This is a genomic window from Desulfomicrobium salsuginis, assembly GCF_054657795.1.
The window spans coordinates 1,962,541-1,976,911 of sequence record NZ_BAAHYA010000002.1; the positions used below are offsets into that span (position 1 = coordinate 1,962,541).

At 65.7% G+C, this 14,371-nt stretch carries 13 protein-coding genes and 4 tRNA genes; 12 read left to right on the forward strand and 5 right to left on the reverse strand.

The window, feature by feature from the left end; all coding sequences use genetic code 11:
• The first annotated feature begins 205 nt into the window (after positions 1–205).
• A complete protein-coding gene (locus ACYQ3G_RS15850; RefSeq protein ID WP_028577925.1) occupies positions 206–505 on the forward strand; it encodes a hypothetical protein in 300 nt (99 codons plus the stop codon).
• Here ACYQ3G_RS15850 and moaA read toward each other — a convergent pair.
• The 3 genes from moaA to dksA form a co-directional block, all read right to left on the reverse strand.
• On the reverse strand, positions 502–1,494 hold the full coding sequence (gene moaA, locus ACYQ3G_RS15855; RefSeq protein WP_459827305.1) for a GTP 3',8-cyclase MoaA: 993 nt from the start codon (positions 1,492–1,494) through the stop codon (positions 502–504). The genes ACYQ3G_RS15850 and moaA overlap by 4 nt on opposite strands.
• Before the next feature lie 60 nt (positions 1,495–1,554).
• Positions 1,555–3,051, reverse strand: a complete 1,497-nt coding sequence (locus ACYQ3G_RS15860) for an NFACT RNA binding domain-containing protein (protein ID WP_459827308.1) — start codon at positions 3,049–3,051, stop codon at positions 1,555–1,557.
• Positions 3,052–3,130: 79 nt separating this feature from the next.
• On the reverse strand, positions 3,131–3,493 hold the full coding sequence (dksA, locus tag ACYQ3G_RS15865) for an RNA polymerase-binding protein DksA (protein ID WP_028577928.1): 363 nt from the start codon (positions 3,491–3,493) through the stop codon (positions 3,131–3,133).
• Positions 3,494–3,682: 189 nt separating this feature from the next.
• Here dksA and ACYQ3G_RS15870 point away from each other — a divergent pair.
• The 4 genes from ACYQ3G_RS15870 to ACYQ3G_RS15885 all read left to right on the forward strand — a co-directional run bounded on the left by ACYQ3G_RS15870 (position 3,683) and on the right by ACYQ3G_RS15885 (position 4,094).
• Positions 3,683–3,757, forward strand: a tRNA-Gly gene (locus ACYQ3G_RS15870).
• A 7-nt stretch (positions 3,758–3,764) separates the two neighbouring features.
• A tRNA-Cys gene (locus ACYQ3G_RS15875) sits at positions 3,765–3,839 on the forward strand.
• A gap of 5 nt (positions 3,840–3,844) precedes the next feature.
• Positions 3,845–3,919: transfer RNA gene (locus tag ACYQ3G_RS15880), tRNA-Gly, on the forward strand.
• Between the two features lie 100 nt (positions 3,920–4,019).
• A tRNA-Gly gene (locus ACYQ3G_RS15885) sits at positions 4,020–4,094 on the forward strand.
• Positions 4,095–4,150: 56 nt separating this feature from the next.
• On the opposite strand, the gene ACYQ3G_RS15890 is transcribed toward ACYQ3G_RS15885, so the two are convergent.
• Complete coding sequence (locus ACYQ3G_RS15890; RefSeq protein WP_459827311.1) at positions 4,151–5,653, reverse strand: helicase HerA-like domain-containing protein; 1,503 nt, start codon at positions 5,651–5,653, stop codon at positions 4,151–4,153.
• A 180-nt stretch (positions 5,654–5,833) separates the two neighbouring features.
• Between ACYQ3G_RS15890 and ACYQ3G_RS15895 the strand changes: the two genes are divergently transcribed.
• Genes ACYQ3G_RS15895 through ACYQ3G_RS15905 form a run of 3 tightly spaced genes read left to right on the forward strand, consistent with a single transcriptional unit; the run spans position 5,834 to position 9,572 of the window.
• The gene (locus tag ACYQ3G_RS15895) at positions 5,834–7,561 is read left to right on the forward strand and encodes a YcaO-like family protein (RefSeq protein ID WP_459827314.1); all 1,728 of its coding nucleotides are present in this window, start codon (positions 5,834–5,836) and stop codon (positions 7,559–7,561) included.
• A 10-nt stretch (positions 7,562–7,571) separates the two neighbouring features.
• Positions 7,572–7,934 carry a molybdenum cofactor biosynthesis protein MoaE gene (locus ACYQ3G_RS15900; protein ID WP_459827317.1) on the forward strand — a complete coding sequence of 121 codons (363 nt, stop codon included), beginning with the start codon at positions 7,572–7,574 and terminating at the stop codon, positions 7,932–7,934.
• A 15-nt stretch (positions 7,935–7,949) separates the two neighbouring features.
• Positions 7,950–9,572, forward strand: a complete 1,623-nt coding sequence (locus ACYQ3G_RS15905; protein WP_459827320.1) for an OpgD/OpgG family glucan biosynthesis protein — start codon at positions 7,950–7,952, stop codon at positions 9,570–9,572.
• A gap of 78 nt (positions 9,573–9,650) precedes the next feature.
• Here ACYQ3G_RS15905 and ACYQ3G_RS15910 read toward each other — a convergent pair whose 3' ends face one another.
• Positions 9,651–10,475 (reverse strand): glycosyltransferase family 2 protein, encoded by an 825-nt coding sequence (locus tag ACYQ3G_RS15910; RefSeq protein WP_459827323.1) that lies wholly within the window; start codon positions 10,473–10,475, stop codon positions 9,651–9,653.
• Between ACYQ3G_RS15910 and ACYQ3G_RS15915 the strand changes: the two genes are divergently transcribed.
• From ACYQ3G_RS15915 to ACYQ3G_RS15930, 4 genes are all read left to right on the forward strand, one after another.
• Positions 10,474–11,574: a glycosyltransferase gene (locus tag ACYQ3G_RS15915; RefSeq protein ID WP_459827326.1), complete on the forward strand. Its 1,101-nt coding sequence runs from the start codon at positions 10,474–10,476 to the stop codon at positions 11,572–11,574. The two genes, ACYQ3G_RS15910 and ACYQ3G_RS15915, sit on opposite strands and share 2 nt — an antisense overlap.
• On the forward strand, positions 11,571–12,674 hold the full coding sequence (locus ACYQ3G_RS15920; RefSeq protein ID WP_459827329.1) for a glycosyltransferase family 4 protein: 1,104 nt from the start codon (positions 11,571–11,573) through the stop codon (positions 12,672–12,674). The genes ACYQ3G_RS15915 and ACYQ3G_RS15920 overlap by 4 nt, the downstream gene beginning before the upstream one ends.
• Positions 12,671–13,705, forward strand: a complete 1,035-nt coding sequence (locus ACYQ3G_RS15925; RefSeq protein WP_459827331.1) for a glycosyltransferase family 9 protein — start codon at positions 12,671–12,673, stop codon at positions 13,703–13,705. Before ACYQ3G_RS15920 ends, ACYQ3G_RS15925 begins: the two co-directional genes overlap by 4 nt.
• A 102-nt stretch (positions 13,706–13,807) precedes the next feature.
• Positions 13,808–14,368: a hypothetical protein gene (locus tag ACYQ3G_RS15930; protein ID WP_459827334.1), complete on the forward strand. Its 561-nt coding sequence runs from the start codon at positions 13,808–13,810 to the stop codon at positions 14,366–14,368.
• The last annotated feature ends 3 nt before the right edge of the window (positions 14,369–14,371 follow it).

Here is a 14,371-nt window from a genome sequence, read left to right on the forward strand (position 1 = left end):
AAAAGGCCGCCCCGGCGGGGCGACGGCCGCGCATTTGCAAAACCGTGCGGAGTTCCGTAGAGGAATTCTTCCGCACCTACATACCGAAAAGTGAAGCATCACAGGCCGCGAAGCCTCATATCATATGAAAGACGACAAACGAACCACTGACAACCTGCCGGCCGTCAGGCCGGAAACGCAGCTTGCTTTCCAGGAAGCAAGAAGCATGGTGAGGAAAGCATTCGTGACGGCCATCAAGACCAATCTCGCATTTCTTGCCTGCTCCGGCCTCTACGCCTACCGCTCCGGGCAGCGCTTCTGGGAACAGAAAGGCAGCTCGTGGTGGGCCAGGACCCGCGCCTTCTCCAAGACCGCGTACCTGGCCCTGCAGGAGGACGCCTTCGGCTCGGACATCCGCATCGAAACCCTCGACTTGGACAAGGTGCTGGAGGGCAGTCGCCCGACCCTGTCCATCCCGGCCACGCCCGAAGCCGTGGACGACCTGATTCGCCCGAAAAAGCCCTAGCCGCCGATGGCCGTCATGGCCCGGTCGCAGACCTGGTTGGTCTGGCGGTCCTGCAGCAGCCTGTAGCCCATGGGCTTCTCCTGATTGGCCCTGGCGAAGAGGTCGAGCAATTCCTGGGTGGAGTGCTGCGGGTCTCGCAGGATGGAGCGCACGTCGTACTCCTTGTCGGAAAAGAGGCACGTCCGCAGCTTGCCGTCCGAGGTGACCCGGAAGCGGTTGCAGCTCTCGCAGAAATGGTTGCTGACAGCCGAAATGACGCCGATGCGCCCGGACCCGCCGGCAATGCGGTACATCTTGGCCGGGCCGCTGTTGCGCGAGGCCTCGCGCACCTCGTCCAGGGGCACGAGCTCTTCCACCGCCGCGACGATGTCCTTGGCCGGCCAGTAGTTGTCGCGACTCCAGCGCGACTGGTAGCCGATGGGCATGAACTCGATGAAACGCACGTCCACGCCGAGATCCCGCGCAAAATCCACGAATTCCGGCAACTCGTCGTCGTTGATGCCCTTCAGGGCCACGACGTTGATCTTGACCCGCATCCCGGCCGCAAGACAGGCGTCGATACCCGCCCGGACCAGTCCATACGCGTCGACGCCGGTGATTTCCTCGAACTTCGCGCGCTGCAGGGTGTCCAGAGAGATGTTCAGACAGGCCACCCCGGCCTCCCGCAGCTCCTGCACACGCCCGGCCAGCATGGTGCCGTTGGTGGTGATGCGCAGGTCAAGGGACGGGTACTTGGCGTGCAGGCGGGCCAGAAAGGGGATGAAGCCCTTGCGGGCGAACGGCTCGCCGCCCGTGAGACGAACCTTCTCGACGCCGGCGATCTTGGCCACGTCCACCAGCTCGAACATCTCCTCGAAGGTCAGAATCTGCTCATGGGGCAGGAATACCCATTCGCTCTGGGGCCTGCAGTACAGGCAGCGCAGGTTGCAACGGTCGGTTATGCTCAGCCGCAGGTAGCTCACCTTGCGGCCGTGGGAATCGATAAGCATGGACACCTCGCAAAGGTAGTGTGGCCGCAAGACCTAAGTCTTCCCGCGGCGCATGTAAAGTCAGCTCCCCATATCGAGGCGCAGCCGCTCTTCGAGGGCGGGATCGATGACCGGCCGGACCATTCGCAGAACCTTGTCGACGCCGACCATGCCCAGGTTCGCCCCCTTGATGGTCCGCACGTCCCTGACCAGGCACAGCAGCACATCGCCGCGGTCGGCCATCTTCAGGTGACTTGCCAGGGCGGCCAGGGCGGCGGCCTCCAGGATGGTCCGCTCGGGGACCTCCTGGGCCGGGAAATCTCGCCTGACCACGACATGGGCGCCGGGTCCGTCCTGGGCGTGCAGCCAGTAGTCAAAGGGGCTGGCCGCCTTGGTCAAAAGCTGGTGATTGGCTTGGGCGCTACGGCCGCGCAGGATGAGGAAGCCGTCGGAGGAGCGGTAGGTCCCGACCTTGATGCCCCTGTATTTGGCGGGCAAAGGGCTCGGCGCGGCTGGCGTCAGGGACGTGTCGGACGGCGTGGCCGGCGCGATGCGGCCCGCCCGCGCATCGTCAAGTTCCCGGCGCAGGGCCTGGGTCCTGGCGGCGACGATGCCCATGCCCCGCTCGCCCTTGGCCGCGCGGGCGAAAAATCTGGTCATGTTCTCACGCACGGTCACTCCGGGATCCAGGCGGAGTTCCACCTCCCCACCATTCCCGTCGCAGAGCCGGACCACTGCCAGACGGGCGTCCTTGTCCAGACCGTGCAGGTGGGCCTGCAACGCGAGCCCCTTTTCACGCATGGCGACCATCTCCCCGAGACGGGACCGGTCCGCCTCCACCCGCGCCAAAGCGCGCTCGATGCGCCGGATGTTGCGGGACCTCGCGTCGTCCTCCCCGCCGTGCGCCCTGGCCATGTCGGCCAGGGTCCGGCCGTGGGCCTGCTGCGCGGCCTCCAGGACGCTCGCGCAGGTGCCGCCGCCTTCGAGGGGCCAGAGGCCGACCTGGCTACGGCCGCGGTGGTCCAGCCCGAAACAAAACGTCCCTACAGCGCCGCTGGCGATGTCCCGCAGCAGGCTCCGCGCCTGGTCCTCGGGGAGGAAACGCAGCCGGTTGCGCAGGGGCGGCGTGAGATGCGGTAGCTCGCGCCACAGCCCGTCTTCGCCGATGATCCGCTCAAGCTCCGGCCAGACGGGCGCCATGCCAAATTCGGGCGGCAGGGAGTCGACCAGCGAAGGCGGGGCCGCGAGATCGAGGATGAGCCAACGCCCTTCGCCGGCGGAAAGCTCCAGGGCCAGACGCCGCCGTGGCCAGTCCGAAACGAGGCCGTGCACGCGCCGGTCACGCAGGCGCTTGCGCAGCCACATGGCCCGGCCCGAAGGGGTCGGGGGATTTTCCGGTTTGTGCGGGGAAAGGAAAAGAAAGGGGGTGGGCTTGCCGGTGCACAGCACGAGATGCCCCGCCCGGCCCATGCTGAAGGTCCAGGTGTCAGGCAGGGGCGCGAAGACCTTTTCGATGCGCAGGCCCCGGATGCGCGCGGCCAGTTCCTCGGCCACAAAGCGAAAAACGCTGGCGTCCATGCGTGTCCTTCAAAAAAACAAAAAAAGCGCGTGCCAGAGCGGTACGCGCCTTGATGAACGTGAAGACCAGGGGGCGGGCCTAATCGCCGCGCAGACGCTCTTCCTCTTCCCTGCGGCTCTTGCACTCGATGCACAGCGTGGTCATGGGACGGGCCTTGAGGCGCGGAATCCCGATGTCCTCGCCGCAGTCTTCGCAGACCCCGAAGGAGCCGTCGTCGATGCGGTCCAGGGCCTCGTTGATCTTCTTGATCAGCTTGCGGTCCCTGTCGCGCAGGCGCAGGGTGAAGGTGCGGTCGGACTCGGCGGAGGCCCTGTCGGCGGGGTCGGAGTAATACTCCACGTTGTCCGACATTTCCTCGATGGTCGCCTCGCCCTGACGCTGGATGTCGTCAATCATCTTGGTCAAATATTCTCTGAAGAACTCAAGGTCCTTGGCTTCCATGATTTGTCCTCCTGCAGGCCAGTTGCCTAGGGAGAGAGTTACTATTCACTGCACACCAAAAAGTAAACCCCCTGCGGACTCCGACGGACAATTTCAATAATAATAAGCTTTCTCGCTTCAGGTGCAAAGAAAAAAACAGATTTTGGTTGACAGCCGACACCGCCCTTTATAAACACGACTCCTCGTTGAGCGGGAGTAACTCAGTGGTAGAGTGCAACCTTGCCAAGGTTGAAGTCGCGAGTTCAAATCTCGTTTCCCGCTCCACAGAAATGGCGGCATAGCCAAGTGGTAAGGCAGAGGTCTGCAAAACCTCCATTCTCCAGTTCAAATCTGGATGCCGCCTCCAAGACTGCGGGAGTAACTCAGTGGTAGAGTGCAACCTTGCCAAGGTTGAAGTCGCGAGTTCAAATCTCGTTTCCCGCTCCAGAAGACAAAGGCCGGTCCAACCGGCCTTTTCTTTTTCCAACGGACGAAAAAAAATGCTTGCATCCCGGATGACGTCCGATTAGGAAAACTCTCTTCGAACGCGGGAGTAACTCAGTGGTAGAGTGCAACCTTGCCAAGGTTGAAGTCGCGGGTTCAAATCCCGTTTCCCGCTCCATGCGACGCTAAAGGCCGGTTTCCCGGCCTTTTTCTTTCCCGCCCATAATGCCGCAGCTACTTGCGGCCCCCGAAGATGGAGCCGAGCACACCGCGCAGGATCTGCCGCCCAAGCTGCGTCCCTATGGTCCGCGCCGCGCTCTTGACCATGGCCTCCCCCAATCCCTGGCGGCGGGAAGTCCCCGTCAGCCAGTCGAAGGCCCCGCCCCGGGCCGCCTCATTCTTCTCACGCGCCTCCGCTTCGGCCCGTCCGCGGGCCTGGTCCGCCATGCTCCTGGCCCTGGCCTGCAGGAGTTCGAAGGCCGACTCGCGGTCGACCATGGCGTCGTAGCGGCCCTTGAGGGGCGAACGGCCGAGGATCTGGGCGCGCTCGGGCTCCGTCAGCGGCCCGATCCGGGACTGCGGCGGACGCACCAGCACCCGCTCGACCATGCCGGGGCGACCCTTGGCGTCGAGGACGGACACAAGGGCCTCGCCCGTCCCGAGCTCCGTGATGGCCGCGGCCGTGTCGAAGGCGGGGTTGGCCCGGAAGCTCTCGGCCACGCTGCGTACGGTCTTCTGCTCCTTGGGCGTGTAGGCCCGCAGGGCGTGCTGGATCTTGAGCCCCAGCTGCCCCAGGACCTCGTCCGGGATGTCGGCCGGCGACTGGGTAACGAAGTAGACGCCCACGCCCTTGGAGCGGATCAGGCGCACGACCTGCTCGATCTTGTCGACCAGGGCCTTGGGCGCGTTGTCGAAGAGCAGGTGCGCCTCGTCGAAGAAGAAGACAAGGCTCGGGCGCTCGGGGTTGCCGACCTCGGGCAGCTGCTCGAAGAGCTCCGACAGCAGCCACAGCAGAAAGGTCGCGTAGATCTTGGGCGAACGGGCCATGAGGCCGGCCGCGTCCAGGATCGAGATCACCCCGCGCCCGGAAAAATCCGTGTGCATAATGTCCGCCAGGGCAAGGGCCGGCTCGCCGAAGAAGACGTCCCCGCCCTGCTCCTCCAGCACCAGAAGCTGCCGCTGGATGGCCCCGACGCTGGCCGGGCTGATGTTGCCGAAGGTCGACCGCAGTTCGGCGGCGTTCTCGGCCATGAAGGCCAGCATGGCCCGCAGGTCCTTGAGATCCAGGAGCAGCAGGCCCTGTTCGTCGGCGATGCGGAAGCAGGCGTACATGATGCCCGTCTGGGTCTCGTTGAGCTCCATGAGCGTCGAGAGCAGCAGAGGCCCCATCTCCGAGACGCTGGTCCGCAGCGGATGGCCCGAGACGCCGAAGACGTCCCAGAAGACCGTCGGGTTGCCCTCGAAGGCGAAGCCGTCGGCCGGCATGAGCGCGAGGCGTTCGTCGATCTTCGGGTGAGGATTGCCGGGCGCGGCGATGCCGGACAGGTCGCCCTTGATGTCCGCGGCGAAGACCGGGACGCCCATGCGCGAGAAGCTCTCGGCCAGGATCTGCAGGGTGATGGTCTTGCCGGTGCCCGTGGCCCCGGTCACCAGCCCGTGCCGGTTGCCCATGGCCGCCAGCTGGTACACGCCAGCCCCGTCCGCCCCACCGAGAAGAAAGCGTTGTCCGTCGATCATGTGACGCTCCTTGTGGATCGAATCGAGAATATTCCCCAAACCCTAGCATACCGCGCGTCGAATACAAAGCCCATTGACTTGTGCGCGAACCCCCGCCAAAACGGCGTTCTGCGGATTCCCCGGCCGGTTCTCCGGGTGCCAGGCACCGCGCCAACCCAAACCGTTTCAATTCGGACCATTATGATCAAAATAAATCCGTGTCCCAAGGGCTACGTCACGGACCTGGACAAGACCTGCACTCCCGAGGAGACCGTAGCCCGGGCCCGCAAGGCCCTGTCCCGCTCCGGCAAAAGCATCCTGGCCCAGACCCGGCGCATCGACACCGGCCGGCTGGGCATCCCCGTGTTCATGTCCATCTGCGGCGAGGACGCGCGCGAGATCATGCCCACCCGCAAGCAGATGGGCAAAGGCGCCTCCCCGGCCCAGGCCGAGGCCTCGGCGCTGATGGAGCTGGCCGAGCGCTTCAGCTACTTCTCCTTCTGGAGCGACCCCTCGAACTTCCGGCCCATGACCTGGTCCCGGGCCCGCGAGATATTCGGGGAGAGCCTGCTGCCCATCTCCTTCCTGATCCAGTCCGTGGCCGACAAGGCCGGCCACGAGGACGCGGCCCGCATCCTGGATCTCCTGCCCTGGCGCTTCGCGCCGGTCACGGATATCGGCACGGGGCACGAATACATGGCTCCCCTGGACTGGTTCAAGAAGCTCAACGAGTTCAACGGCTCCTCGGCCGGCAACACTCTGGAGGAGTCCATGCTTCAGGGCGGCTGCGAGCTGGTCGAGCGCCACGTCTGCGCCGTGGTCGACCGCACGCGGCAGGAGACGCCGAACATCGACCCCGCCTCCTTCACGGACCCGGTCCTGGTCGAGCTGTACGGCAAGTTCATCCGCAACGGCCTCAAGGTCTGGCTCAAGGATTTCAGCCTCGGCCTGCCCGTGCCCACGGTGGCGGCCCTGGTCATGGACCCGGCCACCTTCCCGCACAAAAGCGAGATCGTCTTCACCGCCGGCACGGCCTCGTCGCCCCAGAAGGCGGCCATACGAGCCCTGACGGAGATCGCCCAGCTCGGCGGCGACTTCGAGAGCTGCAGCAACTACGAGGCCTCGGGCCTACCCAAGTTCACCCACCCGGACCAGTTCGACTGGCTCACGTCCGGCCCCACGGTTCCCATCGATTCCCTCCCGGCGAACCAGGACGCGGACATCGCCACGGAGCTCACGAACTTCTGCGCACGGCTCAAGGAGCAGGGCTTCACCTTCTTCTCCGTCGACACCACGCAGCCGGGCCTTGACATCCCGGCCAACTACAACTTCATCCCGGGCTTCCTGTTCCGGGAGCGCACGCCCATGGCCTCCCTGGGCCTCTTCGTCGGCCGCATCCTGGCCGAGGACATGGACCCGGACCAGGCCGAAGCCGGCCTGTCCGTGCTGGAAGAGGTCTATCCCGACGCCCACTACCTGCCGTTCTTCCGGGGCCTGGTGGCCCTGCGCCAGGGCGAGATCGACCGGGCAGCCAGCTGGTTCGCCACGGCCGAGCCGCAGCAGCCCGAGGCCGACGACCGCGGCCTGGCCGCCTTCTATCAGGCCTACGCCCTGTCCCAGCAGGGCCTGTGGGCCGAGACCATCCCGCACCTGGACCGGGCCGTGGGCCACTGCCCCGAGGTCAAGGAGTACTTCAACCTGCGCGGGGTAGCGTACTTCAAGCAACAGCACTACGCGGGCGCCGCGGCCAATTTCGAACTGGCCCTGAACCTGGACAGCGGCTCGGCCATGGACCTTGCAAATCTCGGCCTGTGCCATAAATTCATGAACAACGCGGACAAGGCGCGGGAGCTCTTGGGCGAAGCCCTGCGGCTCGACCCGAACCTTGATTTCGCACGCACCCACCTGAACGAACTGGAAGCCCGATAAGGAGGACTCCATGGACATCAGCAAGAAGATAGCGGAACTCAAGACCGAAACCGGTTTCCGGGAAAACGTGGGCATGGTCCTGGTCCACAACGGCGTGGTCCGGGCCTGGTCGCGCAAGGACAAGGGCAAGGTCGGCCGAGTGAAGATCGAGGTCGATCAGGCCAAGGTCGAGACCATCCGCAAGGAGATCGAGGCGCGCCCCGGCATCTTCCGCGCGGTGGCCGAAGCCAGAAGCGGCGAGTACGTGCCGGGCGACGACCTGCTCTTCCTCATCGTGGCCGGCGACATCCGCGAAAACGTCAAGCCCGCCCTTGCGGACCTTTTGGACCGCGTCAAGGCCGAGGCCGTGACCAAACAGGAACTTTCGGAATAACCGGAGAAACGAACCATGAAGCGTCATCCCCTTGCCACACTGCTCTGCACGATCCTCCTTGGCGCATCCCTTGTCCTGTCCACGGCCGCTTTCGCCGCCACGGACCTGCCGACCCCGACCGGCGGCACCAACTTCGACTACGCCTGGCTCAAGGGCCGCGCCCGTCATCTGGCGCAGCAGCCCTACGTGGACCACGCCGGCGAAATCCCGGAATCCCTCAAGAGCCTGAGCTGGGACGCCTACATGCAGCTGGCCTTCGACTCGGAGCACGCCCTGTGGAAAAGCGATCCGTCCCTGTTCCGGGCCGAACTGTTCCACCTGGGCCTCTTCTTCAAGACGCCCATCACCATCTATGAACTGCAGGACGGGAAGGTCAAAGAGCTCGACTACACCCCCGACCTCTTCACCTACGGCAAGTCCGGCGTCAAAGGGAAGGACCTGCCCAAGAACCTTGGCTTTGCGGGCTTCCGCCTGCGCTACCACACGGACTGGACCCGCGACCTGATCGCCTTCCTGGGCGCGAGCTACTTCCGCGCCGTGGGCGGCGAGATGCAGTACGGCATGTCGGCCCGCGGCCTGGCCGTGGACACGGCCCTGCCGCGTGACGAGGAGTTCCCGACCTTCACCCATTTCTGGCTGGAAAAGCCCCGTCCCGGCAGCGACACGACCACGGTCTACGCCCTGCTCGACTCGCCCAGCGTGACCGGCGCATACCGTTTCGACATCCGCCCCGGTCAGATGCTGACCATGCGCGTCGACGCGGCCGTCTACCCGCGCAAGCCCATCGAGCGCCTGGGCATCGCCCCCCTGACCAGCATGTTCATGGTCGGTGAGAACGACCGCCGCATGAACCACGACTGGCGCCCCGAACTGCACGACTCCGACGGCCTGGCCATGCATAACGGCAACGGCGAGTGGATCTGGCGGCCCCTGAACAACCCGCCCTTCCTGCGTTTCAACGCCTACATGGACCACAACCCGCGCGGTTTCGGCCTCGTCCAGCGCGACCAGAACTTCGACCACTACCAGGATGACGGCGTGTTCTACGACAAGCGCCCGAGCGTCTGGATCGAACCCATCGGCCAGTGGGGCACCGGCTCCGTGCAACTGGTCGAGATCGCCAACCTCGACGAGACCTTCGACAACATCGTGGCCTTCTGGAACCCGGCCGAGCCCGTCCAGGCCGGTCAGGAGCTGCTCTACAGCTACAACATGTACTGGGGCACCACGCCTCCGTCCCAGACGAAGCTGGGCAAGGTCGTGGACACCTTCACGGGCCTGGGCGGCGTGGTCGGCGTCATCCGCAAGTACTACAGCCAGCGCTTCGCCGTGGACTTCTCCGGCGGTGACCTGGCCATGATCGGCAAGGACACCAAGATCACGCCGGTTCTGGAGACCTCGGCCGGCCGCATCGAGATCACCTCGGTCCGTCCGCAGCACGCCATAAACGGCTTCCGCTGCATGTTCGACGTCGTGCCGCCGGACGACACCCAGACCCCCATCAACCTGCGCCTCTACCTGGAGGCCGACGGCCGTCCCCTGACCGAAACCTGGATCTACCAGTGGACGCCCCCGGCCGCAGGCGACCGCCGCCTCTTCAACCCGGGGCACCTGGAAAAACAGCCTGGCGCCAACTAGACGCACGAAAGGGCAGGTCCTCGGGCCTGCCCTTTTCCTTTCCCGCTTCAAAACCCGGGACGCCAGCCGTTCCGACCCTCAGCCCATGAACGGCGCCGCCAGCTCCCGCACCCGCAACGCCTCCTCGTCCTTGCCGTACTTGATGCAGCCCTGGGCGTAGAGCCGGACCCGCTCCCGCAGGGACGCAACGGCCATGGCCCGCTGCTCGGCGGTCAGGTCCATGGTCCGCAACAGATCGACGACGGCGTAGACGCGGTACAGGTCCAGGCCGATGATGCGCCGGGACAGCTGGTCCGCGTGCCCGCCGGTCTTGACGGTCAACGCCTCGGGCACGAGCCCCACTGGATGGCGCGCTCCGACACGCAGCCACAGGCTGTAGTCCTCGCAGGCAGGCAGGCGCTCGTCGAACGGCCCCAGCTCGTCCCACAGCCGACGCGAGAACATGACGCACGACGGGCTGATCAGGCAGAGCTCCAGAGATTTCTCCAGAAACCAGCCGGCTGGCTTGGCGTGCCTGAAGCGCGGGTTGACCCGCACGCCGTCGCGGATCCAGATCTCGTCGGTCTGGCAGATCTCGAAGCCGCTTTCGTCCATGAAGCGGACCTGCCGCTCAAGCTTTTCCGGAAGCCAGTAATCGTCCGAGTCCAGGAGCGCGATGTAGCGGCCGCGACTGGCGGCGATGCCCAGGTTGCGGGCGGAGCTGACCCCTTTATTTTCCTGACGCATTCCCGTAAGCCGGGGATCGTCGAATCCGGCCATGACCTCTGCGGTGCGGTCGGTGGAACCGTCGTCGACGACGATGAGCTCAAGGTCGGGGAGGCTTTGCGCCAGCACCGAGGCTACGGCCCGGCCCAGAACGTCCGCCCGGTTGTGGGTGGGAATAATCACGGAAACACATGTCATGAGATGCATCCAGGTCGTCAATGTGCGGTGGTTCAACGCCACCGCGTGGTACGCCATGTTCCTCGGCCGCCTGCTGATCGAGGCCGGCCACGAGGTGCTCGTTCTCGGTCTGCCCGGCACCCTCTCGGCCCGCAAGGGCGAGGAGTGGGGGCTGCCCATGCGGCTTCTGGAACTGAACACGGCCACGCCCTGGGGCATAGCCGCGCTCTACGCCGAACTCAAGGGCCTGGTGCGGGAGTTCAGGCCCGACGTGGTCAACTGCCACCGCGGCGAATCCTTCCTGCTGTGGGGGCTGCTGCGCAAGGAACTGGGCTCCTTCGGGTTGGTCCGCACCCGCGGCGACCAGCGCCTGCCCAAGGCCAATTTCGTCAACCGCTGGCTGCATAACGATGTCAGCGACGCGGTCATCACCACCAATTCGCCCATGACCCGCCATTTCCTGGACGCCTTCGGCTTGAAGCCGTCCAGACTGCACGAAATCCTCGGCGGCGTGGACACCGCCGCCTTTCACCCCGACGCCGAGGCCAGGGAGCGCATCCGGGCTGAACTGGGCTACGGGGAACACGATTTCGTCGTCGGGCTCCTGGGCCGTTTCGACCGCGTCAAGGGACAGCTTGAGCTGATCAAGGCCGTGAGCCGACTGCGTAGCGAGGGGGCGGGGCGGCTGCGCCTCCTGTTGCTGGGCTTCGACTCGGCCACGCCGGAGGCGACCGTGCGCGGCTGGATCGCCGAACACGGCGTCGAGGACGTGACGACCATCACCGGCAAGCGCCCCGACATCGCGGCCTGCCTGAACGCCCTGGACCTGGGCGTGGTGGCGTCCCTGTGGTCCGAGACCATCGCGCGGGCGGCTCTGGAGATCATGGCCACGGGCGTGCCCCTGATCGGCACGGACGTGGGGGTCATGCCCGACCTGCTCGAACCCGCGGCCCTCTTTCCGGCCGGGGACGAGAAGGCCATGGCCTTGCGCATCCGCGCGGCCATGACGGACCCGGACCTGATGACGACCCTGCGCGAAGGCCAGCGCAAACGCATGGGAGGCCTCTCGGAGCAGGCCTTCCTGACCCGCACCCTGGCCGTGTACGAGGGACTGCGATGAAGCGCGTCGCCCTGCTGCTGCCCACCCTGAGCCGCTACGGAGGAGCCGAGCAGTTCGGTTTCCGCCTGGCCGGATACCTGGCCGCGTGCGGCGACTTCGACGTGACCTTCGTCTGCGCGAAGCAGGACGGAGAGGCGCCCGAGGGCGTACGCGTCATCCGCGTCGGCCGGCCCGTGCCGGGCAAATTCGGCAAGACCCTGTGGTTCGTCCTGGCTGCCGAAGCCGTGCGCCGCAGGGAGAAATTCGACGTGACCATCGGTCTGGGCAAGACGCTCTTCCAGGACATCGCGCGCCTGTCCGGAGGACCCACCGGACCGTTCTGGGACCATTCCATCAAGGCCTTCGACGAAGGGCTGCCGCGCACCGTCAAAAGCCTCTCCCGCCGCCTTTCGCCGGGCAAGCAGCTCTCCGCGGCCGTCGAGCGTCTGATGATTCGCAACACCCGGCTGCTCGTGGCCAACTCCCACTTCGTGCGCGACCTGACCGTGGCGACCTTTCCCTACCTCAAGGCCGAGAACATCCCCGTCATCTACAACCAGCCCGACCTCGGCCGCTTCCGCCCCGGCCGGCCGGAGGACAAACCGGCCCTGCGCGAACGCTTCGGCCTCCCGGCCCAGGGAGAACTGATCGTCACGGCGGGCACCAATTTCCGCCTGAAAGGTGTGCACATCCTCATCCGCGCCCTGAGCAGGCTGCCCGCCTCCTTCCGCCTGGCCGTAGCCGGAGGGCGGGGCAGTTCCGAAATGCTCGCCCTGGCCGGTTCCCTGGGCGTCGCGGACAGGGTCCGCTTCCTGGGCCGCGTCGACGACATGCCGGCCCTGTATCAGGCCGGGGACATCTTCGTGCTGAACACCTTTTACGACGCCTGCGCCAACGCCGTGCTCGAAGCCCTGGCCTGCGGCCTGCCCGTCGTCTCCACGGCCTGCAACGGCAGCTCGGCCTTCCTGCGTCCCGACGCGGTCCTGCCCGACCCGACCGACCACACGGGACTCGCCGGACGCATCGAGGCCCTCGTCCACGGCGGCTCCACGGCCAGAACCGATTTCAACCCGCCCCGCGGCCTCGAGCCCTACGCGGAACTCATCCGGAAGTTTGCATGACGGACCTTTCCTCCTTCAACCCCGCACGCATCCTCGTCTGCCAGCTGCGCCAGATCGGCGACGTGCTGCTGACCACCCCGTCCATCCGCCTGTTGCACGAACGATTTCCTGGCGCGGCCATCGACGTCTTCACCGAAAAGAAGTGCGTCCCGGTCCTGGAAAACAACCCCCACGTGCGCATGGTCTGGGCCCTGGACAAGAAAGCCCTGCCGAACTTCCTGGCGGAGCTGCGCTATTACGCCCGCATCGCCGCCGAAAACTACGACCTCGTCGTGGACTTCCAGCAACTGCCCCGCTGCCGCTTCGTGACCCTCCTGAGCCGCGCCCAGGTCCGCCTGACCTATCCGCCGCCGTGGTACAACCGTCTCCTCTACACCCACTGGGCTCCCCCCACTCCCGGGTATTCGGGCAAATTCAGGGCCGGCATCCTTGCGCCGCTGGGCATCGTCTGGAACGGCCAGGCCCCGGAGCTGTTCCTGGCCGACGAGGAAAAGCGCTGGGCCAAAACCTATCTGGCCGGGTTCGGTCTGGAGTGCGGGCGATTCATCACCCTCGACCCGACCCACCGCCGCTCCACCCGCCTCTGGCCCGCCCGTCACTATGCGGACATGGTCGCCAAGGTCCATGCGGCGCGCCCGGACCTGCGCTTCTTCATCCTCTTCGGTCCCGGCGAGGAAGCCATGGCCCGGGAGGTGCTGGAGCACTGCCCCGTTCCTGAAGCCTGCGTCCTGCCGGACACGGTCATCGGCCTGCGGCAGATGGCGACCGTGCAGTCCATGGCGCGGCTGCACGTGGGAAACTGTTCCGGACCGCGCCACTTCGCGGTCTCCGTGAACACGCCGACCCTGACCATTCTCGGCGCCACGGGCGGAGGCTGGCGCTTCCCCTCCGACGCGCACAGCGACATCTTCGAAGACCTGCCCTGTCGCCCCTGCAACGCAAATTTCTGCGCACGCAAGGACCACGCTTGCCTCGAAAACCTTCCCCCACGCCGTGTCGCCGACCGGGTTCTGGAAATCCTGGGGGACTGAGCGCCCGGGACGGGCGGCGTATTGCCCCCACCACGATTCGCGTCTATTGGTACAGCGGCTGGATGCCACTGCGTCCCGAAATTTCACCCAAGGAGCGACCTCATGAAAAAAACCATCCTCGCCCTCTGCATACTCCTGTGCTGCACGGGCCAGGCCATGGCCGACGCCCTGGACACCTTTCTCGACAACGTGAACGTCCAGGCCGCCGGAGACCGTCATGGCGCCATCGCCAACATCGGCTCCCATTTCGGGGTGCCCTCCTCCGACGTCGAACTTCTCATGGGCACCACCGGCAGCCTGGCCGACGCCTTCATGGTCCTTCAGCTCGGACGCTGGACTGGCCTGAGCCGCGACAGGATCATGGGCGTGTACGGTTCCAGAAAGGGGCAGGGCTGGGGCGTCATGGCCAAGGAACTCGGCATCAAACCCGGCTCGGCTGAGTTCCACGCCCTCAAGAACGGGGACTTCGGCTACGACCCGCGCCGCCCATACGACGACAAGGGTGACGCCTCGAAAAAAGGCGGGGCCGCGGACAGGGGAGGCAAACCGGACAAGGCTGGAAATTCCGACAAGAGCGGCGGCAAAGGGAACAAAAAAGGTCCCGGCAACAACGACAACCTGCTGCCCTCGGACCAGGGCGGCGGCAAAGGAAAGAAGAAGTAACGC